Below are 22101 nucleotides of genomic sequence, written 5' to 3' on the forward strand. Positions count from 1 at the left end.
AAGAACTTGAGTATTTCCTAACGGTAACTTATCGTGTGTGCTCTGTATAGCAAATAGACATTCATCTTTAAATAAAAAATTCGAGTAATAACGTGATTAAGATGAGTCCAACAATGAAAGAAGGATAGCTACTGTTTTTTTCAGCAGGCAGTTCGTCGTTTAATATATTCAACACAATTCCTCCCGTAAGAAAAGAAGAAAAGAAGGCAATCGTCAAATCGGTTATATCGGTGAAATAATAAAGTAACCAACCAATGAAGACAGAAATGGCCAATACCCAACGACCAATATGAGTGAATAAATCCTCGTGTGTCAAGTGGAGTATACGATTATTAGCGATAAAGTGAAAAGAAAAGACAACAAAGTAAATTAGATATTCAGAAATTTTATCTCCACTCAAATTAATGAGTAGATAGCCAATTAAGACATTATATAATGCAAATCCAAAAATTTCTAAAGCGAAAACAAAAGAGCTTGATTGAGAAACATTTTGTTCATCTTCGTTTTTTGCTTTAGATTTTTCGTTTAATTGATTGATTCCATAAAAAAAAGCAATTCCTACTAAAGCGGCTAAATAGGTAGGGTAATCGAGAGATTCAATCCCAAAAGGCAGTGTAGCTTTGTCTGCAACTTCTTGGTAGTGAGTGAGTTCAGGAACTAAGTGAAGAAAGACATAAGCAATAGAACCTCCGGAAACAAAAGACATCAGTCTGTCTTTTGGCTTGCGATCTAGAAATTTTATATAATTTGTTAAAATATGAACCAGCATAAACGCAATGATGACAGCTAAGCTAAAATAAAACAAAAACAACACCCCTCTCTAATCAAGTTAAAAATGTATACCCGAATGTAATCTCAAATTACACCAAGAAAAAAAGATGAATTAAAATTTTCCATCTAGTAGGTTCACAAAGAGCATAGTTTATGAGCTGTTTTGGGTATACATAGAGGACTTGTAAAAAAATAGAATGGAGGAGTGCTATGGATTTATTGCTTACTATTTTTCTGTTGTTAATTTGTCTACTCATTTCAAATGTTGTTAGCCATTATGTACCTTATATTCCAACTGCTTTAATCCAAGTAGCTCTTGGTGTTGTGTTGGTTCTTGTATACGAAGACATTTCGTTTGATATTGAAACAGAATGGTTTTTACTGCTGTTTATTGCACCGCTGTTATTTAATGACGGTAGTCGTTTTCCAAGAGAAGAACTGTGGCGAATGAAAGGGCCAATTTTAGGAAATGCGATCGTTCTGGTGTTGCTGACAACTGTCATCGGTGGTTATTTTATTCATTGGTTAATAGAAGAAATACCCCTGGCTGCTGCATTTGCTTTAGCGGCCATTTTATCACCAACAGATCCAGTCGCAGTTAATGGCATTGCGCAGCGGATTCGTATTCCTCAAAAAGTGTTGAGCTTGGTTAGAGGAGAATCCCTTATCAACGATGCCTCAGGACTTGTCGCATTTAACTACGCAGTGGCAGCTGTGGTAACGGGGTACTTTTCTTTGTCGGAAGCGGTATTAGATTTTTCATATAAATTTCTGGTTGGTGGTATTCTCGGGTTAACACTTGCTTTAGTAATTATTAGCATTCGTGTTATTTTGCGAAAACAAGGCATTAATGATGTCACATTTCATACGTTATTGCAGATTATGACGCCGTTCTTAATTTTTATTATAACAGAAGATATTCTGCATGCATCAGGCGTTATTGCCGTAGTGGTAGCAGGAATTGTACACTCTTTAGTGAGAGAACAAACAGAGACATTTATCGCAGAAGAGCAAGTGGCGACTGAAAATATTTGGACCATTATCTTGTTTATTCTTAATGGACTTGTCTTTCTTTTACTTGGATTGAACATCCCGACTTCCATGAGCGGTGTACTCGAAAATCCGAATATTGATTTGTCTCTACTACTACTTTACGTTGTCGCCGTTGGTTTTATGATTTTGGGTATCCGATTTGTTTGGGCTTATTTATTTTCTTTATATGAATACCATTTTGGGAAAATGAAGGAAGCAGCAAAACCAAGTTTGAAATTGACCTTATATGTCAGTTTAACAGGTGTTCGAGGAACTGTAACAATGGTCGGTGTATTATCATTGCCTTTTTTAATGGCGAACGGAGAAGCGTTTCCCAATCGAGCGCTCATCTTATTTTTAGCTGCAGGGACGATTTTGTTCACATTAATTGTAGCAACAATCTTTTTGCCATTGCTTAGTAAAGGACAATTCGCAGAAGGTAAAAAGACTGGCGAAATGGATTTTGATGAAGCGCAGCGTCGTATTTTAATAACATCAATTCAAAAAATAAAAAAAGAAATCACTGAAGAAAACGAAGCAGCGGCTTATGAGTTAATCGAAGAATACGAATTGCATTTTCGTCAAATTCAAACTGAAGAAGAAACAGAAATTCAAGCAAATAAAAAATACCAACGAAAAATACGTGAGTTGCGCTTAAAAGCGTTAAAAATCGAGCGTAAATATATTCAAAAGCAATATCAACAGAAAGAAATAAGCCAAGAAATTTATGATGCATTTGAAAAATCCCTAGATCGTCGAGAAGAAGTAGTAGCTGATAATGTTCGTTCGACAGTCCTATACTTACAGGGCAAACTTATTCGCGCATGGAGACGATTTAGAGGTCAAAATTCGCGTGAAGAAGAAACAAGATTGGTTGAGTTTCAAGAAGGACTTCAACTTCAACTGGAGACTTTACAAGCTGCTCTTGCATGGCTTGAAAAGCATTCTGAAAAATACGAGCCAAAAAAAATTATCAATGTCCTTATTTCAGATTACAGAAAAATGACCAGTCGTTTGAAAAAACCAGAAGCTTTGTATGATGAAAAATATGAATTACAAAAAGAAGAGTTACGCGTCGTAGTAATGGATATGGGACGATCAGAAATTTATAAGATGTATACAGCAGGAGACATTACCAGAGAACAAGCAAAAGAACTGCGACGGTATATTCACAACGTTGAAAGTGTTACATTGTACGAAATGGGTGAGTAAACAAGAAAGGAATACCGCATGATAAATCGTTATTTACAAAATGGAATTCAAGGCAAGTATGCGCAGTATCAAACAGATTTGTTAGTTGACGGATTGACGTTGAAAAAAAGTCTATGAAAACCGGAGGATGAGATACATTTTGTATGAGAATTATTGTTTTAAATGAACCATTGACAAGAGTTTATTTTAAAAACAGTGCAAGCAGCAGACTCAGATATTCCTGAAGACCAGTCAGAATCATAGTCCGAATCAGATGCACCTCAAGATCGAGATAGTTACTCAGTTAAAAGACTTAGAACGCGCAATGCAACAAGCCTCAAAAGATTCGCTAGAAGAAGATTAAATGGAACAAAAAGAACAGCGCCGAAGCCGGCGCTGTTCTTTTTTACTTTTTGTTTTGAAGCACTGAAAAATGATAGCCTTGTTTTTTAATCGCTTGGATGAGCTGAGGCAAAATCGTTACGGTTTGTTCCAACTCGTGTAATAAAATAATCGCGCCATCTTCCAGGTTATCAACTACATACTGAATGATTTGGTCGGGATTGTTTTTTAACTCCCAATCCATTGAAGCAATGCGCCACATGATGGTTGTTAACCCTAATGCATTGGCAGCTTTTACTGTGTCTGCATTAAAATTTCCAAACGGTGGACGAAAATAAATAATAGGTGTTCCCGTTGTGCTTTCAATGTGTGTTACGCTTTTTTGAATATCTTCATACTGTTCTTCATAAGAAAGCTGGAGCAAGTTTCGATGTTTAAACGAATGCGTACCAATAACATGTCCATCATCCAATACACGTCGCCACGGTCGTGCAGCATAAAGCAGTCGCGATTGCCAAAAAAACGTTGCTTGCACTTCGTGGTGTTTTAAAATATCTAACAATTGTGGCAGCACTTTACTTGGGCCGTCATCAAACGTCAAAGTTACTGATTTTTTGTTTGGTGAAAGGTTGTGAATAATAATTTCGGGGTGAGTAGAGTCGTACACGACTCTGGATTGATCAACTGCTCATGGGCTTTTAATCATCCGAATCATCTCCTTGTGATTTAAATTCCTGCATCAAAATAAGAGGGATGTGGTTGAGCTGTATAAGTTTCCTGATACATTTCATCTGTGAAGTTTCCAGGCGGTCCATCAAAAATAAGCTTTCCGTCTTTTAAAGCAAGAATGCGACTTGCGTAGCGTTTTGCTAATTCGATATCATGGACATTAATAATAGTTAGTAAGTCTAATCGTTCATGCATTTCTGTCAGTAACGTGAAAATGTGATTAGAAGTGCCTGGGTCTAAACTTGCTACGGGCTCATCTCCAAGTAACACTTTAGGTTGCTGCGCAAGAGCGCGTGCAATTCCCACCCGTTGTTTTTGTCCACCACTTAATTGTTCTACTTTACGGTAAGTCATTTCGGATAAGCCAACATCTGCAATCACTTTTTTAGCGAAGACGATTTCTTCTGTGGTAAACCACCCAATCAAGTTTTTGAAAGAAGAGCGGTAACCGAACATACCCGTCAGGACATTTTGCATCACACTCAGTCTAGGAACTAAGCTAAAGTGCTGAAAAATCATACCGGCTTCACGGCGCACTTTCCGTAATTTTTCTTCACTGTGAGCAGCTATATCATTGCCATCAAAATAGATTTCTCCACTTGTTGGTTTTTGTAGTCCATTCAAACAACGGATAAACGTTGATTTTCCAGCGCCACTTTTACCGAGGACACAAACAAAATCACCTTTTTCAAGAGAGAGGCTAATGTTAGTAAGTGCCTTCACTTTTGTGTCAGGATAATGCACAGATAAGTTTTTTACTTGAATCATGTCGCCCCTCCTTTAAATAACGCGATTTCGAACGGTGCTGGCAAAAAAGTCAATAATGATGACCATTACCATAATGATTAAAACGTCAAGAGAAACTGACGCGTATTGAAAGGTTTTAAAGTCATTAAATAGCCGTTGCCCAATTCCGCCGCCTCCAATAAAACCTAAAATCAGAGAAGTTCGAATCGCAACTTCAAACCGATAGAAAAATTGAGATAATACGTTTGGCCAAATTTGTGGGAGAATACTGAATAGATTAGCCAACCATTTTTTTGCTCCCACAGCGCGCATAGCTTCTTGCGGACCCGGGTCAGCCGCTTCAATTAATTCGGATACCAATTTACCAAACACGCCAATATTATGGAACATGATCGCAATAACGGCTGGGAACGGTCCAAGGCCAAGTGTCGTTAGCAAAATAAGGCCAAACACAATTTCGGGTATCGAGCGGACAAAACTTAATGCTACACGGGTAAAGTGAAAGAAAAATTTAGATGGTGCCGTGTTGCGTGCAGCAATAAAGCTGATCGGCAATGCGACTAATAATCCGAAAACACTGCCGAGAAAAGCCATAGCCAATGTTTCAAGTGTATCTTCTACCATGCCAGGAAGCTTCGAAAAATCCATCGGCCACCATTGTGCCAGAAAGTCAATCATGTTGCGGAAATCTTTAAATTTGGAAAGATCAAATTCAGTGATTCGCATGCTGAAATAAACCAGCACAAGAACACTTATTACAGTAAGTAAATTCCGTTTTTTAAACCACAACCTAATCAACTCTATTCTTTAATGATTCCTTGCTTTATTGCAGCTTGTTTAATGCTTTCATAATCTTCGTTGGTTGCTTCTGTAAAGCCAGTAGCGCCAAATGCATCAAGAATTTCAGGATCTTCGATTGCTAAAAAGGCTTCTTGTAGTTTTGTAACAGTTTCATCGTCCGTACTTTCGAGAACTGCCCAAGGGTATTGGAATAAAGGCTCGGATTCCCAAATGATTTTTAATTGCTCCGAATCGATTTTACCTGATTCAATCAACTGATTGTAAATCGCACTGTCAACAGCGCCTGCATCGACTTGTTTGTTTTGAACAGCTAATGCAGTGGCATCATGTGAACCCGTAAAGCGAACATTTTTGAATTTGTTTTCTTGTTCGGATTCATAGACTTCGCGGTCTTGCAATTCAATCGAAGGAATCAAAGATCCTGAAGTTGAATTGGGATCACCAAACGCAAATTGAATTTCTCCAACAGATTGAAGTAATTCGTCTAATGAAGTTACGGGATTGTCTTTATGTGTGATGATGTAAGAATGATAGAAAGGCTCGCCATCTACTAATTGTGTAATAATGGCTTTAGCATTGCTGTTTGCTTCAGCAATCACATAGGTTAACGGTCCCAGGTAAGCCATATCTATTTGGTCATAATTCATGGATTCTACTACACCGTTGTAATCGGGATAAACTTCAATTTTAACATCGCGATCTAAACTATCACTTAAAATTTCTTGTAGTTTGTCCATCGCAGTTTGCATTTCTCCTTCAGTTTGCGCAGGAATGACACCAATCGTAAACGGTTCTTGCGTATCAGATGTTGCTGAGTTGTCTTTTTCTGTGTCATTGCTACAAGCGACTAAAAATAATAGTAAAGAAAAGATCGAAAGAAGTAATAGCCATTTTTTCATTTTAAGCACCTCTATTTAAAATTTGAGTCGTTCTTAACAGTAAAACAAGGACTCAAGCAGAGTCCTTGTAGAATGGTAACGTAAAAAATCTTAAATAACACGAATGCGACCAGCATTTTCACTAGTTACATTGCCGATAATCGCTGATTGAACACCATTTTCTTGAAGTTGACGTTGCAAGTCATTTGCTTCTGCTTCAGGCACTGATATTAATAAACCACCAGAAGTAACAGCGTCGCATAAAATCAGTTGATCAATTTCAGAAATATCGTCTGCGTAATCGATGTCATCTGCTAGCCACTTACGATTTTTTCGAGTACCGCCTGGAATAACATCTTGTTTTGCAAGTTCTTTTGCTCGTGCTAAGACAGGGACGTCGTGATTGATAACAGTCACGCCGACATTACCACCTTTAGCAATTTCCATCGTGTGACCAAGCAAACCAAAGCCGGTAACGTCTGTGCAAGCATTTACATGGTAAGATGCCATGACTTCTGCTGCTGTTTTGTTTAAAGTAGCCATAACGTTCATCACTTCGTCTAAATCTTCTTTGCCCAAAGTTCCTTGTTTGATGGCAGTAGTTAAAATGCCAACTCCAATTGGTTTGGTTAAAATCAAACGGTCGCCGGGTTTCGCACCCGCATTTGATCGGATTTTATCGGGATGAATTGTTCCAGTAACAGAAAGACCAAATTTAGGTTCTTGGTCGTCGATGGAATGCCCGCCCACTAAAACAGCACCAGATTCTTTTACTTTATCAGAAGCACCTGCCAAAATATCCGCTAAAATGCTCTTGTCTAACGTATTGATAGGGAAAGCCACAATGTTCATAACCGTTAGCGGTTTGCCGCCCATTGCGTAAACATCACTCAATGCGTTCGCAGCACCGATTTGGCCAAACATATAAGCATCGTCCACAATTGGTGTAAAGAAATCTAAAGTTTGTACCAACGCAGTGTCGTCGTTAATCTTGTAAACACCCGCATCGTCAGCTGTTTCTAAGCCAACTAGCAAGTTTGGATCTTCTACATTTTTCGGTAAGTGACGCAGAACCTGCGCCAGGTCCTCAGGACCAATTTTGCAGCCTCAACCGCCTTTTGTAGATAAAGATGTAAGTCTTACAGTTTCTTTTTCAACCATATTAATCTCTCCTTTTTTATCTTTAAACACCTTGTCCATCGTAACTCCGATTTATTTTAAGATAGCTTGATAAACCTTCAGAAAAGTTTCAGCTTCGCGTTCGCTTGAATGATATTGGCTTACATAGGATTCAGCTGCGCGGCCTATACTTTCCCTTATTTTGTTATTATTCATGAGCTTTTCAGCATAATCAAGGAATTCGATTTGATTTTTGTATAATAACCCTGTTACTTTATTGGAAATTAGATTGTTTCCTGGGATGTCTGATGCTAGGACCGGTAAAGCGTAGCTCATGGCTTCTAAAATGCTAGCAGGCTGTCCTTCTGATAAAGACGTATTTAAGACAACGTCGACCTCTCGGTAAATAGAGCCCATAACTTCATGTGGCACTTGGCCAAGGTATTGAATCCATTCTTTGTGCTGATCGACGAGGTCCATCACAATTTGGTTCTCAGATTCTTCAAGAATAGGTCCCAAAAGCCACAAACGAAGTTGTGGATAGTGTTTGTGTAATTTTTCAAGCATCGTAATGGCAGCAGGGATGTTTTTCACTTTCCGAATGCCTGCGGGCAAGAAAAACAAAAAACTACCGGGTTCTTTAGTGAAAGAAGAACTTGCTGTGAAGGAAGAGAGTGTTCCTTGAGGCAAAACAAAAACTTTGTTCGTTAACCATGGAATTTCCTTCAACAATAGTTCTTCTGCTTTTTTATTAAATACATGAATGGCATCAGCTTCGTGCAAGCAAGCTAATACATCCAATCGTTTATCTGGATCAAACAAATCCAGATTCAAGTCGGTACCTGTCATAGTGATGATGTAATGTGCGGGTTTTGTATCTAGTTGCTGCAGAAAGTGATAGAAATTATAAGCGTGAAATCCATGAACAATGTCAGCAGTTGGAAGAGAGCGAACGCTAGCGTCAGTTGTTGTTGAAATAATTTCCGTTTCGACATCTAATTTTTCAAGGTTGTCTGATATGCGTTGAACTGTGATCGTATTTCCACGAAGTTGTGGATAATGTGGTGAAGCTAAAATAATTTTCATGTTCATCATCCTTTGGTCTGACAATTTGAAGTTTGCAACACTTCTAATATCTTGAATTATCCTAAAATCGACTACGCTTGTCACTTAACTTGAATTCATGCGGTGTAAAAAAAGATTGCCTTCATGGCAATCTTTTAAGACAAAGCGTTTAGTTTGTATTTGAACAGACGCTTCCGCTTTTGTTATTGCCTAGCTCCAGCGACTAGCTCCTCGGGTCTTAAGCCAACCCGACTGTGTGGCAAAGGACGCCACATTGTCAGTTTGTCTTAAGCCTGTCGGAGCTGAGCAGGCGCTTCCGCTTTTGTTATTGTCTAGCTCCAGCGCCTAGCTCCTCGGGTCTTAAGTCAACCCGACTGCGTGGCAAAGGACGCCACATTGTCAGTCTGTCTTAAGCCTGTCGGAGCTGAGCAGGCGCTTCCGCTTTTCTTATTGTCTAGCTCCAGCGCCTAGCTCCTCGGGTCTTAAGTCAACCCGACTGCGTGGCAAAGGACGCCACATTGTCAGTCTGTCTTAAGCCTGTCGGAGCTGAGCAGGCGCTTCCGCTTTTCTTATTGTCTAGCTCCAGCGCCTAGCTCCTCGGGTCTTAAGTCAACCCGACTGCGTGGCAAAGGACGCCACATTGTCAGTCTGTCTTAAGCCTGTCGGAGCTGATCAGGCGCTTCCGCTTTTCTATGTATTTGGCGGGATTGTGTGGGAATCGAACCCACCGAGCCTGACACGCAGGCCCCTCAGGGTTTTGAAGACCCAGGAAGACACCAGTCACCCATCCAACCCCATATTTATTAGTGAGCCTGTATCAGTTTATACTGAAAAAAACTTCTGTGCAAGAAAATCGCATACAGATAGTCGGAAATGATGGCGTTCAGGCTTGAAACAAGCTTTGAAGGAGATTAGAGTTAAGGGAAAGCAATTAGAGAAGGCGTGTGAGGATAAATGGAAAAACGTTATTTTACAATCGGCATGGCGGGTCATATTGATCATGGCAAAACTAGTTTGACAAAAGCGCTGACAAATGTAGAGACAGACCGTTTAAAAGAAGAAAAAGAAAGAGGCATTTCCATTGAACTGGGCTATGCGCCATTAATATTAAAAGAAGAGGTTTTTGTATCTATTGTCGATGTGCCAGGACATGAACGGTTTGTTCGCCAAATGATTGCAGGCGTTGCTGGAATTGATTTGGTCGTGTTAGTTGTAGCGGCAGATGAAGGCATTATGCCTCAAACGGAAGAACATGTAGAAATTTTGCAGCTTCTCGGAATTGAACGATGTATTGTAGCGATTTCAAAAATAGATCGTGTAGACGATGTAATGCTGGAATTAGTCATTGACGATATTAAAGAACGTTTGACAGAAACAGTTTTTCAATACGCGCCGTTTGTCTTACTAGACAGTCTTTCTGGTACAGGAATTGAAGAATTAAAGCAAACAATTTCGAGTGAATTAGCATCAACTCAGTTCCGTGATGCTTTTGGCTCGTTTCGATTACCAATTGATCAAGTTTTTTCGGTTCAAGGACAAGGCACGGTGGTGAGAGGAACGGTCTATGAAGGAATCGTACAAAAAGCAGAGCAATTAATCGTATTGCCTAAAGGCATTTCTGTTAAGGCGCGTCAAATTCAAGTACATCATGAAGAACAGCAAACTGCACGTGCAGGGCAACGAGCAGCTATTAATCTCAGTGGGGTCGAACGAAGCGATATAAAGCGTGGAGATGTACTAGTAGATTCCAAACACTTTCTAGTGACGGATACGATTGACGTTGCGTTACAAACAATTGGGCGATCCTTTGCAGCACTCAAACAACGAACAACGATCAAACTTCACATTGGCACTTCTGAAGTGATGGGAAAAATCATCTTTTTTGACCGGAACGAATTAACACAAACGACTGACGAAGTCGTTTGCCAAATTCGATTGGATGAAAAAATTGTTGTACGTCGTGGCGATCGGTTTATTTTAAGACGTCCGAGTCCAGTAGAAACTATCGGCGGAGGTTGGGTAATTCAACCAAATGGTGGAAAATATCGATTTGGTCAAGAAACAATGGAGATGCTTCGTTATCTTCAGCAAGGAACGCCGGAAGATTTGATAATAGATGCCTTATCAAAATTCGTGTTGCTCGATAATAAGAAATTGATGCAATATACGTCATTAGATGAAACCGTATTAAACGAAACGCTAGCAGAAGGGATGAAAACTGGAGTTTTTCAAACGATTCCTCGCCAAGGAGTTAGTTTGACCAAAACTTTAGCTAAAATAAAAACTGTGATTTTGACAAGATTACAGGAGTTTCATGAAGAATTTTCAATGCGCATCGGTATCGATAAAGCGGAACTTATTCAATCGATAAGCAGCACTTACCCAAAGCCGTTACTTGAATTTAGTTTAAAGTTGCTAGTCGACCAAAATGAGATTAAACCGGTTACTCAGTTTGTCTCTCTCGCTTTGTTTGACCCGCATCTACCTAAAAAATGGCGCAACCGAATGGAACAAATAATTGATCAACTAGAAAAAGACGCGTTTCAAGTAGAGAAATGGCAAGATTATTTTATCAACACTCCTTTGCCAAAGTTGGAAATTGCAGAACTCACAGCTTACTTGCTTGAAAGCAAAAGAGCTTATCAGTTGCGGGAAGATACGCTGATTCACCAAGTAACTTTTGAAAAAGCTATGCACCAATTACGTGATGAAACGGACGCGTTTTTTGATTTGAAAAAAGCAAAAGATGTTCTTAATTTGTCTAGAAAACACATGATTCCTTTTTTAGAGTTACTTGATCAATTGGGTTATACCAAACGCCAAGAAAATCAGCGTTATTGGATGGAGGACAAGACATGAAACGATACTTGAGACAGCTTCCTGCAGTCCATGAATTACAAAAAGATCTACGGTTTGAACAGCTGAAAACAGTAAATAATGTGACAACGGCACGACTAACTATGTTTTTAAAGCGAGAAGTCGAAAGCTTACGAGCTGAATTACTTATAGGACAGCAAGAATTAGAAGGAGTGGCGCTTGATTTTTCGACACGACTTTTTAAGTCTACAGAAGCGCACCTTAAACAATGGCAAAAAAATCGATTAGCACGTGTCATTAATGGAACAGGAACGGTCTTGCATACCAATTTAGGACGATCTCGTTTAAGTAAAGCTGCAGTTGCACACGTAGCAGAGGCAGCAGCAAGCTATTCGAATCTTGAATATCGGTTATCAGAAGGACAGCGCGGTTCACGGCATGACATCATGGAAGAGTTACTAATAGAAGCAACTGGAGCAGAAGCTGCGATGGTCGTAAATAATAATGCAGCGGCCGTGTTTTTAATTTTAAGTGCGTTAGCTAAAGAACGAGAAGTGATTGTGTCTAGAGGGCAACTGGTGGAAATTGGTGGATCTTTTCGGGTGTCTTCAATTATGGAAGAAAGTGGTGCACATCTTGTAGAAGTTGGAACGACCAATAAGACACATTTAGCAGATTACGAAAAAGCAATCCGCGAAGAAACCGCCATAATTATGAAAGTGCACACCAGCAATTTTAAAGTAATTGGCTTTACGGAAACAGTCGCAACACCTCAGTTAGTTGAATTGACAAATCAGAATCAGCCTCTTATTTTTTATGAAGATTTGGGAAGTGGAGCTCTTTACGACTATAAAAAACATGGCATCGGAGATGAACCACTTGTCCAACAAGTGATTGAAAGTGGTGTAGATCTTGTGTCGTTTAGTGGAGACAAATTGCTGGGTGGCCCACAAGCTGGATTGATTGCCGGCAAAAAAAAATGGATTGACTACTTGAAAAAACATCAATTAGCACGAGTGCTGAGAGTCGACAAAATGACCTTGGCAGCGCTAGAAGAAACGTTGAAGAGCTATTTGGCAGGACCTGATAATATAAATGAACTGCCAACTGTACGTGATATTATCCGCAAGGCTGAAGATATCAGCCTTCAAGCACAAGCATTTATCAGTGAGTTGCAGTCAAGTTCTACAAAGTACATCAGTGAACTTCAAGAAAGCACGTCTCAAATCGGAGGTGGTACGATGCCTGGAGTAGAAATTCCTACTTATATTGCGGCTGTTAGACATTCCGATTTGAGTGCAGAGCAATTATCGCACCGCCTGAGACAAGCAACACCAGCCATTGTGACTCGAATTCAAGAACAGCAAGTATGCGTTGATTTCAGGACAATTGACTCGTCTGAAATGGTCGACTTGCTGGCTGGGTTTGTTGACTGTGAATAATGCACTGCGTTAGCGACAACTCAGTAGGTATTAGAAAAAGTCACTAACGTATACTGCGAACAGCAAGTAGTGCGAAAGTGACTTTTTCTTAACACTATTAATAAACGGAGTTCTATTTGATAACATGTATTTTTGCGGAGTGTGGTAATTCACAAAACCTGAATTACTGAGATCTTCTTTCTTTATTCCTCCTGTCACTAATTGGCTAATCATTTCGTGTCGTTCATCTTGCAGTAGGTAGTAGTTGAGTTCAACTTCAAAGACAGTCGATACTAGAATTACGACTCCAGTTTCCGCGACCGTAATGATTAACGGAATGACTTTTTTTAAAAAAGCAACGATGATCGATACAACGAATATGGTGAAAACAAGTAAAAAAAGCAATTGTGGAAGTTGAATGTGTGATTGACAGCTTTTTCATGTCTTCACTCCATTCTAGTTTTTCTTGTTATTGGTAGAAATGAAACAGCAGAAGGATAAATAGTGATCGAATAGGTTAAGATGGCTATAAGTTTGAACTCAATTGAAAGAGCAGCTTGAAACGAGGAGAAAGTCTTATGAAGCAAGACGGAAAAAAGCAAGCAATGTTACAACGTATTGTTGATTCACCAGAAAAATTGAAAAAGCTATACCGACGTACGCTTTGGATTGTTGTACTAGCGCAAATTTTTGGTGGTGCGGGACTAGCGGCTGGTGTAACGGTCGGTGCACTTCTCGCACAAGACATGTTAGGTACAGATCAATATGCAGGTCTTCCTGTTGCAATTTTTACATTAGGTTCTGCAGCAGCAGCATTGATGATTGGACGAATGTCGCAGCGCTTTAGCAGAAGAACAGGCTTAGCTTCAGGATTCTTTGCGGGCAGTGTTGGAGCGGTGGGCGTTGTGGTAGCGGCAGTAACAAGTAATGTGATTTTATTGTTTGTGTCTTTATTAGTTTATGGAGCTGGAACTGCTACGAATTTGCAAGCGCGCTACGCAGGAACAGACTTAGCGACTGTTAAACAACGAGGAACTGCTATTAGCATCGCATTAGTATCTACAACATTTGGGGCATTTGCGGGTCCTAACTTAGTAGGTGTGATGGGGCGGTTTGCAGAATCGATTGGTATTCCGGCTTTAGCAGGTCCGTTCATTTTAGCGGCAGCGGCTTATTTGATGGCAGGACTTGTACTGTTGATCTTTCTGCGACCTGACCCACTACTCGTATCAAAAGCGATTACTGAACACCAGCAAGTTTTAGAAGTAAGTTTGACAAAAACAGAACCGGTAGATGCCCACATCAACAAAAGAGGTGTCGTTTTAGGAGCAACGGTTATGGTGCTGACTCAAATGATTATGTTTGCAATTATGACTATGACACCGGTTCATATGGGACGTCACGGACATGACCTTGGAGCGATTGGCATGGTTATTGGGTTTCACATAGCTGCGATGTATTTGCCTTCTCTTGTTACGGGCATATTGGTTGATAAATTGGGACGAATTTTTATGACGATTGCATCGGGAGTTACATTTATGGCAGCAGGAATTGTTGCTGCTGTTGCGCCGAGCGATTCTTTACTGGTCTTGATTGTAGCGCTAGCTTTACTCGGACTCGGCTGGAACTTCGGATTGATTAGCGGAACGACTTTAATTGTTGACTCGACTGATCCTACAACGCGTGCTAAAACGCAGGGAAGTGTGGATGTTCTTGTTGCATTAGCTGGTGCAACAGGTGGTGGAATCTCAGGCATCATCATGGCGCAAACAAGTTATGCGGTGATGGCTTTGAGCGGTGGATTTCTTGCGCTGGCATTAATTCCGGTTGTTCTTTGGTCGACAAAAAAGTAGAAGTGAGTAAATGAATGGAAATTAACTAAGAGCTCCGTTCACAAAGGTGAATGGAGCTCTTAGTAGTGTTAGTAGTTTATGGATTGTTTGACCAAAGGCCAGCTGATTTTAGTAAAACGCGGGGATGAAGTTTTAATTGCGCCACCATCATTTCAGCCATATCTTCTGGTTGCATGACTTTTTCGGGATTGCCGTCTGTTAAGTTTTCACCCATTGCTAAGTCAGTAGCCACAGTACTTGGTGTTAAAGCACTAACGCGGATATTGTATTTTCTCACTTCGAGCATTAACGATTCTGTTAACCCCATAACTCCAAATTTAGATGCGCTATATGCACTGGTGACGGGAGCACCTTTTTGTCCAGCTGTTGATGAGATGTTAATGATGTCACCTGATTGACGCTCGATCATTTGTGGCAACGCGGCATGCGTTACATAATACACACCCATTAAATTGGTATCAATGATTGCTTTAAATTCTTCAGGTGATAACTCAAGAAATTTGCCAAATTTACCAATACCCGCATTATTAATTAAAATATCAATCGAACCTAGTTCAGCGATAACGTGTTCGACTGCAGCATTGACTGCATCTGGGTTGGTTACATCAGCCACAGCAAAAACAGTTTTCACATCATATTGTGCAAGTTCAGCAGCAACTTTTTCTAAATTTTCAGCTGTACGACCTACTAATCCAACATTGATGCCTTCTGCTGCAAAAGCGATGGCGGTAGCTCTGCCTATTCCTCTTCCAGCTCCTGTAATCAACGCATTTTTCCCTGTTAATTTTTGCATATGGACAGCTCCTTTTCGTAAATCAATTTCCTTTATCAGTGTAGCAAAGAGCCGACTAAAAACCTCGATGTAGAACTTATAAATAAAAAGAGAGGAAAAAAGCAAGTAGAATGGGTCTTGTTAGTTTTTAACCAATTATTAGTCATTAAACAAGTTCATGCTTAAATAACGTTCGCCAGTATCAGGAGCGATGCACAATACTTTTTTACCGCTACCGAGACGTTTCGCGATTTCAATCGCAGCGTAAATGGTAGCACCGGCTGATGGGCCAACGAATATCCCTTCTTCACGTGCAACTCTCTTGAAAACATCAATGGCGTCTTCGTCATTAATCGCCATGATTTCATCATAAATTCCAGTATTTAAAATGCTTGGAATAAACCCAGGACTTGTGCCGACTAATTTATGCTTACCGGGTTTACCACCAGACAAAACGGGAGATCCTTTTGGTTCGACAACGACAATATACAGTTCTGGTAAATGTTCTTTTAAGGTTTCTCCTGTACCTGTAATTGTGCCGCCAGTTCCTGCTGACGCTACAAATGCATCTAACTCACCACTCATCTGCTCTAAAATTTCTAAAGCCGTGGTGGTGCGATGAATATCTGGATTGGCTTTGTTTTCGAATTGCTGTGGAATAAAGCTGTTGGGAATCTCTCTTTGCAACTCGAGTGCTTTGTCGATTGCACCTGGCATCTTGTCGTCGCTCGGTGTCAGTACAACTTCAGAACCATAAGCCTTCAATAAATTAATACGTTCTTTTGTAGCGTTGTCTGGTAGTACTAAGATAGAGCGGTAGCCTCGGGCAGCAGCGACCATTGCAAGACCGATACCTGTATTGCCACTGGTAGGCTCGATAATAGTGGCTCCTTCTGCTAAAGAGCCGTCTTCTTCGGCCATCTTGATCATGTTATAAGCGGCACGGTCTTTTACACTTTTAGATGGATTGAACATTTCCAATTTAACGTATACATCTGCTGCACCGTCTGGAACCATTCGATTTAATTTTACAACCGGCGTATCACCGATTAATTCAATAATATTATTAAAGGGTTTCATGGAGTAAACCACCTTTCAAAAGTAACGAGATTTATTGTCGGTATATTTTTATAAGTTTTTTATCTTCATGCAAGACGTACTTTAGTAGTTGACGAAGCAGAACTCAAACTTTATTGTACTAGTATAACGTGAAATTGTTAATCATATTGGATTTGTCGGTTTAAAAATAAGGAGAGTGGATCATGAAACAGATTCCGTTAATGGTTACGACAGAGTGGCTTGAAAAACGACTAAATGATTCTGATTTATGTGTCATCGATGCAACAATGTTTATGGAAACTCCTGAAAGTGGCGGACCAACTACAATTTGTTCAGGAAAAGAATCTTATCAAAAAGGACATATTCCGGGATCAATTTACATCAATTTATTAAATGACTTGTCTGACCCAGAAGCGTCACTTCCGTTTACTGTGCCACCACGTTCTTATTTTATTCGAGAAATGGCTAAAAGAGGTATAGGGGACGGGAAACTGACGGTTATTTATGATCAAGGAACTGTGCTAGGGGAGTCGATTGGTGCTTCTTACTGGGCTTCACGTTTAGCTTGGCAAATGAAGTATGAGGGCTTTGACAATATCGCGATTTTAGATGGTGGTATATTGAAATGGAAAAAAGAAAATCGTCCATTAACAACAATTCCCGGAGTTTATAAACCAGTTCACTATACTGGACAGCGACGTACGAAATTATTAGCTACTAAAGAAGACGTTAAGCAAGCAATACATGACGACCAAACGATTTTAATTAATAGTTTGTCTCCAGAAGACTACAAGGGCGAGAGCGATACCTATGCAAGAAAAGGACACATTCCGACTAGCGTCAATATGTATTTTGCTGAGCATGCCGATAACCAAACAAAAGAAATCTATGTTGATGCTATTTTACGAGAACAATTCGAAAAAACGGGTGCGTTAAACCCAGACAAAAAAGTGATTACTTATTGCGGTGGAGGAATTGCGGCGACGTGGACCGCGTTAATGCTCAATAAACTCGGTCAAAAAAATGTAGCTATTTACGATGGGTCATTAAACGAATGGGCAAGCGATCCAAATTGTTCACTAATAAAAGAAAGTTAAAAAACTATACAGTCTTAAAAGACATCCCTTTTAAGTGGAGGGTTTTTCAAAGACCAGAGTAGTTAAAGTGAATAAATCAATTGTTAGCACATAAGAAAGAAGATGACATTATGACGCTTCATCCGATGATAAAAGCTTTTGTAATTGGTTTGATAGGAGCAGGACTGTTTATCGTAGCAGGAGCACCGATGCCATGGTTACTAGGTCCGTTATTTGCAGTACTATTGCTTCAGTTATTTACGCCAATAACTTTAAAATGGCACCCTCGTTTTCGCAATGTTGGATTGATTATTGCAGGTTATGTAATCGGTTTTGCTTTTACATTGCAAGCATTGCAAGGAATGAAGGAATATTTTCTATCGATGCTAGTTATTAACTGCGTATTTTTTATCTTATTTCTGTTAATTAGTAAATTGATGACTGTGTGGACAAAGGTGGACCAAGCAACAGCCATGACATGTTGTGTCCCTGGAGGTCTTTCACAAATTGTAACGTTTACCGAAGAACAAAAAAACATTGATTTGACTGCTGTAACTTTTTATCATGTTCTTCGCGTCTTGATGATTGTTGCAATTGTCCCGTTTATTGTTGCGGGCGGAGAACCTTCTCATGTAGAAAAGGTAGGGCAAGGAGATTATTCTGCGCCATTACTTGGGTTACTAATTCTGTGTTATGGAGCAGGAATAGTTGCACAAAAAATACGTATCCCAACCGCTTTTTTATTAGGACCGGTCTTTTTAATCATGCTTTTTAATTTGATGGGTATTAGCGTTCCTATTATGCCAAAGCTTTTCTTGCACATGGCACAACTGTTTATAGGAATTTACATCGGTTTATTATTGAAAAAAGAAGATTTAAAACTAACAAAACGTATGATAGCTTATTCGTTTTTTTCAGGAGCAGTCTTGATTGCATGTGCCTACGGAATTAGCTTTGCTTTGCAACAACTTTACGGCTTGAGCTTTTCGACTAGTTTTTTAAGTGTTGTGCCAGGAGGTCTTGATCAAATGGGAATTATTGCAGCATCAGTCCATGCAGATGTAACGGTAGTGACTGCTTTTCAATTGTTCAGGATTTTATTTGTGTCAGTTTTGATCGTCCCGTTTGTGAAAATTGTTGCAAAGCGCGCTGAACGAAAGCTTGAAAAATCGATAAATGTGTAAAAATCTGCGATGTCAAATAGAGTGAAGTCTTCACTGATTATGACTTTTATTGCATTCAATTTGATTTGCGAATAAAGTATGGATATGAAGCAAAATAGAAAAGAGGAAACCGCGTGAAAAAACAGATTGTTGTCATCGGACTGGGACGCTTTGGGAGTAGTGTTTGTAAAGAGCTGTATAGTCTCGGTCATGAAATTATGGCAATCGATACAAAGCCTGAAAAAGTTGATGCTTTGCGTGATTATGCCTCATTTACGGTCATTGCAGACGCCACTGATGAAAGCCAGTTAAAGTCTTTAGGTGTTCGTAATTTCGAACACGCAATTGTTGCTATTGGAGACAACCTCCAAGCAAGCGTTTTGTGCACACTTATGTTAAAAGAACTCGGCTTACCAAAAGTATGGGTAAAAGCGCGAGATCTTCAGCATGAAAAAATTCTTCATAAAGTTGGGGCAGACCGTGTCATTCAACCTGAAAAAGAAATGGGTATTCGCGTTGCGCACCATGTAGATTCAGAAAAAATTGTTGACTACATTGACCTTTCTCACGATTACAGTATCATTGAGCTGGTTGCATCGGGGAAAATGGCCAATCGAACGTTAGTCGACTTGAACATTCGCAAAGAATTTAATTGTATTGTTTTGGCTATTAAAAAAGAAGAAGAAGTCAATATTGCACCAGCAATTGATGACATGGTCGATCAAAGTGACGTACTAATCGTTATGGGTCATAAAGATGACTTGAAGCGTCTAGAAGAAAAGGCATTATAATATATAAAGTAGCTGGTTCATAAAATGGAACTGGCTTTTTTTTTATTTTAGTTGATAACTGACTACCTTAAAATTCCAAAGGAGTGCTGTAATTTTGAAAATTCGTATTGAATGGAGCTACAAGATTCCAAAAGGTTGTGAAACCATATTTGTTTCAGAAGAAATGCCAGCAGAAACTGCTCTACTAATAGTGGAAGATTTAGAGAAGACCGGTCGATCGAAAGCACTGCATTTTGTTGACCAATTTGACAGCAAGTGGTCAATAAAAGAAATGAAAGCGTATATAAAAGAAATCGAAACAGAACCTCATAATGTAATTGCTTATTTTGATGGTGGTTATGATCGAGATACAAAAGAAGCGGGTCTTGGCTGTTCAATTTATTATGACCAAAATGGAAAAACCTATCGACGTCGTGTAAATCAAAAGCTAGATAAACTATCTTCTAATAATGAATCTGAATATGCAGCTCTTTACTTTACTTTACAAGAGTTAGAGCAGCTAGAGGTACATCATTTGGCTGTTCGCTTTATTGGGGATTCACGCATTGTAATTAATGGTATGAAACAGGAATGGGCCATCTCGGAAGATTCACTCACTTCATGGATTGCTCGGATTGAAGAAAAACAAACAGTTCTCGGGATACAAGCTGAGTATGAATTAGTGCCGCGTAAAGCAAACTCTGAAGCCGACAAATTAGCCACACAAGCTTTAAAAGGTATTTCAATAGGTGCAGTTAGTGAAATCAATCATTGATTATCTCTGAATAAGTATTCGAAATTATTCAGTTTAATAGCGGTTTTTTGGTTTTGTAAATAGCACTGCGACTATATAACTAAAAATCTGAATAGTAAGTTTATTACTTGCGAATCTATTAGATATAGGTTATAAATAAGTTGTACAATACTTGTGCAAAAACTACACACATGAAGGAGATGGAAAAATGAAGAAAATTTTAGTTTCATTCTCAGTCGCAATGGTTCTTGTGTTCTCTCTGCTCGCAGCTGGCGTTATGGCAGCAGGAGATTCTGCTAAAGTCAGAGTGGTTCATGCTTCGCCTGACGCACCAGCAGTTGATGTTTATGTCAATGGAGATTTAACGCTTGAAGAAGTACCGTTTAAAGCAGATTCTGGCTATTTAGAAGTACCAGCTGGAACACATGATGTAGAAGTTTTTGCAAGCGGTACAGAATATGCTGCAGGTGAAGGTGTACTACAAGCAGATCTTACTGTAGAAGCTGGCAAAGCTTATACAGTTGTTGCAGCAAATCTGTTAGAGTCAATTGAATTTGTAGTAGCAGAAGATTCAATGGAAGTAACGGAAGGGAAAACAAAAGTAAGAGTTGGACATTTATCACCCGACGCACCCGCAGTTGATGTTGGTGTAATTGGTGGAGATGCATTGTTTAGCGGAGCGGAATTCCCAGGAATTACAGATTATGCAGAATTGGATGCAGGTACGTATGACTTGGAAATTCGTTTACCAGATGGCACACAAGTCTTGCCACTAGAAGGCACTCAGTTAGCTGCAAATACTGTGTATAGCGTTTTCGCAGTAAATACAGTGGATTCTTTAGAAGTAATCGCATTGGTTGACTACGAGGCGGCCGCTTCACCAGATGGAATGCCGACTACTGGTCTTGGAACACCCGATCAGTCTCAGTCTATGTGGTTATTGGTTGGTGGAGCACTAGTTCTCATTGCAGCTAGCACGCTGGTTTGGAGAAGACGTTTTCAACAATAAGCTTTTAGCGCTATCGATTGTGTTTGTATTGGCAGGGTGTCAACAGCCTGTTGATGAAGTAAGCGTACGCTCAGAAAACGTTGGATTTGCACAGGATGAGCCTATACTAGTTAATGTTCAACCTTCAGCTCCTAAAGAAAATCCAATTAACGGAATAAAACGTACAGGTATTCAGCCGAACTCGTTAAAAATCCCAGCAATTGATGTGGAAGCACAAATCCAACAGTTGGGTGTTACAAAGAGCGGTGAAATGGCTGTACCGAATAATATCGAAGACGTCAGCTGGTTTGCTCCAGGATACAAGCCAGGTCAAAATGGTCGTGCTGTTATTGCTGGACATGTTGATGGGGTAGACGGACCGGCAGTTTTCTGGGATCTTTCTAAACTTGAATTGGGTGATGAATTGGTAGTGGAGAATAAGGAAAAAATATTAACATTCAGAGTTCACACTATGGAGTCTGTGCCACTAGATCTGGCAGATGTTTCAGCTGTTTTTGGCTATACTGCTACTCCAGAATTGGTGTTGATCACTTGTTCAGGAACTTATGATTTTGATCGAGGGACAAGAGAAGAACGTTTGATTGTTTATGCAAGTCTTGTAGAAAAATAATATAAAAAATTCGCTTATTCCTTTTTTAGGAGCAAGCGAATTTTTTTATGATCATATGCAGATCAACCAAACAAAATGGTTTCAAAAATGCTAAAGTAGATGAGAGTCGAGCAACCTTTTAA

General features: G+C 39.6%; 20 protein-coding genes and 1 tRNA gene. 10 read left to right on the forward strand and 11 right to left on the reverse strand.

Annotated elements, in window-relative coordinates; genetic code table 11:
- Nucleotides 1–67: 67 nt before the first annotated feature.
- On the reverse strand, nt 68–805 hold the full coding sequence (locus I858_RS04090; protein WP_049694785.1) for a hypothetical protein: 738 nt from the start codon (nt 803–805) through the stop codon (nt 68–70).
- A gap of 176 nt (nt 806–981) precedes the next feature.
- Between I858_RS04090 and I858_RS04095 the strand changes: the two genes are divergently transcribed.
- Nucleotides 982–3015 carry a Na+/H+ antiporter gene (locus I858_RS04095; protein ID WP_049694784.1) on the forward strand — a complete coding sequence of 678 codons (2034 nt, stop codon included), beginning with the start codon at nt 982–984 and terminating at the stop codon, nt 3013–3015.
- Nucleotides 3016–3400: 385 nt separating this feature from the next.
- On the opposite strand, the gene I858_RS04100 is transcribed toward I858_RS04095, so the two are convergent.
- The 7 genes from I858_RS04100 to I858_RS16910 all read right to left on the reverse strand — a co-directional run bounded on the left by I858_RS04100 (nt 3401) and on the right by I858_RS16910 (nt 9471).
- Complete coding sequence (locus I858_RS04100; RefSeq protein ID WP_239457216.1) at nt 3401–4003, reverse strand: polysaccharide deacetylase family protein; 603 nt, start codon at nt 4001–4003, stop codon at nt 3401–3403.
- A gap of 59 nt (nt 4004–4062) precedes the next feature.
- A complete protein-coding gene (gene phnC / locus I858_RS04105) occupies nt 4063–4833 on the reverse strand; it encodes a phosphonate ABC transporter ATP-binding protein (RefSeq protein WP_049694783.1) in 771 nt (256 codons plus the stop codon).
- 12 nt (nt 4834–4845) lie between these two features.
- Nucleotides 4846–5601 carry a phosphonate ABC transporter, permease protein PhnE gene (gene phnE / locus I858_RS04110; protein ID WP_049694782.1) on the reverse strand — a complete coding sequence of 252 codons (756 nt, stop codon included), beginning with the start codon at nt 5599–5601 and terminating at the stop codon, nt 4846–4848.
- An 11-nt stretch (nt 5602–5612) separates the two neighbouring features.
- Nucleotides 5613–6512 (reverse strand): phosphate/phosphite/phosphonate ABC transporter substrate-binding protein, encoded by a 900-nt coding sequence (gene phnD / locus I858_RS04115; RefSeq protein ID WP_049694781.1) that lies wholly within the window; start codon nt 6510–6512, stop codon nt 5613–5615.
- Nucleotides 6513–6602: 90 nt separating this feature from the next.
- Complete coding sequence (gene selD / locus I858_RS04120; protein ID WP_204249441.1) at nt 6603–7652, reverse strand: selenide, water dikinase SelD; 1050 nt, start codon at nt 7650–7652, stop codon at nt 6603–6605.
- Between the two features lie 51 nt (nt 7653–7703).
- Entirely contained in the window at nt 7704–8696 is a 993-nt protein-coding gene (locus I858_RS04125) for a glycosyltransferase (protein ID WP_049694779.1), read from the reverse strand.
- 678 nt (nt 8697–9374) lie between these two features.
- A tRNA-Sec gene (locus tag I858_RS16910) sits at nt 9375–9471 on the reverse strand.
- Nucleotides 9472–9629: 158 nt separating this feature from the next.
- Between I858_RS16910 and selB the strand changes: the two genes are divergently transcribed.
- Nucleotides 9630–11534, forward strand: a complete 1905-nt coding sequence (gene selB, locus I858_RS04130; protein ID WP_049694216.1) for a selenocysteine-specific translation elongation factor — start codon at nt 9630–9632, stop codon at nt 11532–11534.
- Complete coding sequence (gene selA / locus I858_RS04135; RefSeq protein WP_049694215.1) at nt 11531–12934, forward strand: L-seryl-tRNA(Sec) selenium transferase; 1404 nt, start codon at nt 11531–11533, stop codon at nt 12932–12934. Before selB ends, selA begins: the two co-directional genes overlap by 4 nt.
- Before the next feature lie 30 nt (nt 12935–12964).
- Here selA and I858_RS17120 read toward each other — a convergent pair whose 3' ends face one another.
- A complete protein-coding gene (locus I858_RS17120) occupies nt 12965–13318 on the reverse strand; it encodes a hypothetical protein (RefSeq protein ID WP_162273618.1) in 354 nt (117 codons plus the stop codon).
- Nucleotides 13319–13491: 173 nt separating this feature from the next.
- On the opposite strand from I858_RS17120, the gene I858_RS04140 reads away from it, so the two are divergent.
- On the forward strand, nt 13492–14766 hold the full coding sequence (locus I858_RS04140; protein WP_049694214.1) for an MFS transporter: 1275 nt from the start codon (nt 13492–13494) through the stop codon (nt 14764–14766).
- A 76-nt stretch (nt 14767–14842) separates the two neighbouring features.
- Here I858_RS04140 and I858_RS04145 read toward each other — a convergent pair whose 3' ends face one another.
- Together I858_RS04145 and cysK are read right to left on the reverse strand one after the other, a co-directional pair.
- Complete coding sequence (locus I858_RS04145) at nt 14843–15559, reverse strand: 3-ketoacyl-ACP reductase (RefSeq protein ID WP_049694213.1); 717 nt, start codon at nt 15557–15559, stop codon at nt 14843–14845.
- A gap of 138 nt (nt 15560–15697) precedes the next feature.
- Nucleotides 15698–16618 (reverse strand): cysteine synthase A, encoded by a 921-nt coding sequence (gene cysK, locus I858_RS04150; RefSeq protein WP_049694212.1) that lies wholly within the window; start codon nt 16616–16618, stop codon nt 15698–15700.
- A gap of 182 nt (nt 16619–16800) precedes the next feature.
- Here cysK and I858_RS04155 point away from each other — a divergent pair, with 182 nt between their 5' ends.
- The 6 genes from I858_RS04155 (at nt 16801) to I858_RS04180 (ending at nt 21979) form a co-directional block, all read left to right on the forward strand.
- Entirely contained in the window at nt 16801–17694 is an 894-nt protein-coding gene (locus tag I858_RS04155) for a sulfurtransferase (RefSeq protein ID WP_049694211.1), read from the forward strand.
- 80 nt (nt 17695–17774) lie between these two features.
- The gene (locus I858_RS04160) at nt 17775–18857 is read left to right on the forward strand and encodes an AbrB family transcriptional regulator (RefSeq protein WP_338046073.1); all 1083 of its coding nucleotides are present in this window, start codon (nt 17775–17777) and stop codon (nt 18855–18857) included.
- A 113-nt stretch (nt 18858–18970) separates the two neighbouring features.
- The gene (locus tag I858_RS04165; protein ID WP_049694210.1) at nt 18971–19627 is read left to right on the forward strand and encodes a potassium channel family protein; all 657 of its coding nucleotides are present in this window, start codon (nt 18971–18973) and stop codon (nt 19625–19627) included.
- A 94-nt stretch (nt 19628–19721) separates the two neighbouring features.
- Complete coding sequence (locus I858_RS04170) at nt 19722–20381, forward strand: reverse transcriptase-like protein (protein ID WP_049694209.1); 660 nt, start codon at nt 19722–19724, stop codon at nt 20379–20381.
- Between the two features lie 187 nt (nt 20382–20568).
- Nucleotides 20569–21369: a DUF4397 domain-containing protein gene (locus tag I858_RS04175; protein ID WP_049694208.1), complete on the forward strand. Its 801-nt coding sequence runs from the start codon at nt 20569–20571 to the stop codon at nt 21367–21369.
- Entirely contained in the window at nt 21326–21979 is a 654-nt protein-coding gene (locus tag I858_RS04180) for a class F sortase (protein ID WP_239457217.1), read from the forward strand. The genes I858_RS04175 and I858_RS04180 overlap by 44 nt, the downstream gene beginning before the upstream one ends.
- Nucleotides 21980–22101: the final 122 nt, after the last annotated feature.

The sequence above is a fragment of the Planococcus versutus genome (assembly GCF_001186155.3).
GTDB classification, from domain to species: Bacteria; Bacillota; Bacilli; order Bacillales_A; family Planococcaceae; genus Planococcus; species Planococcus versutus.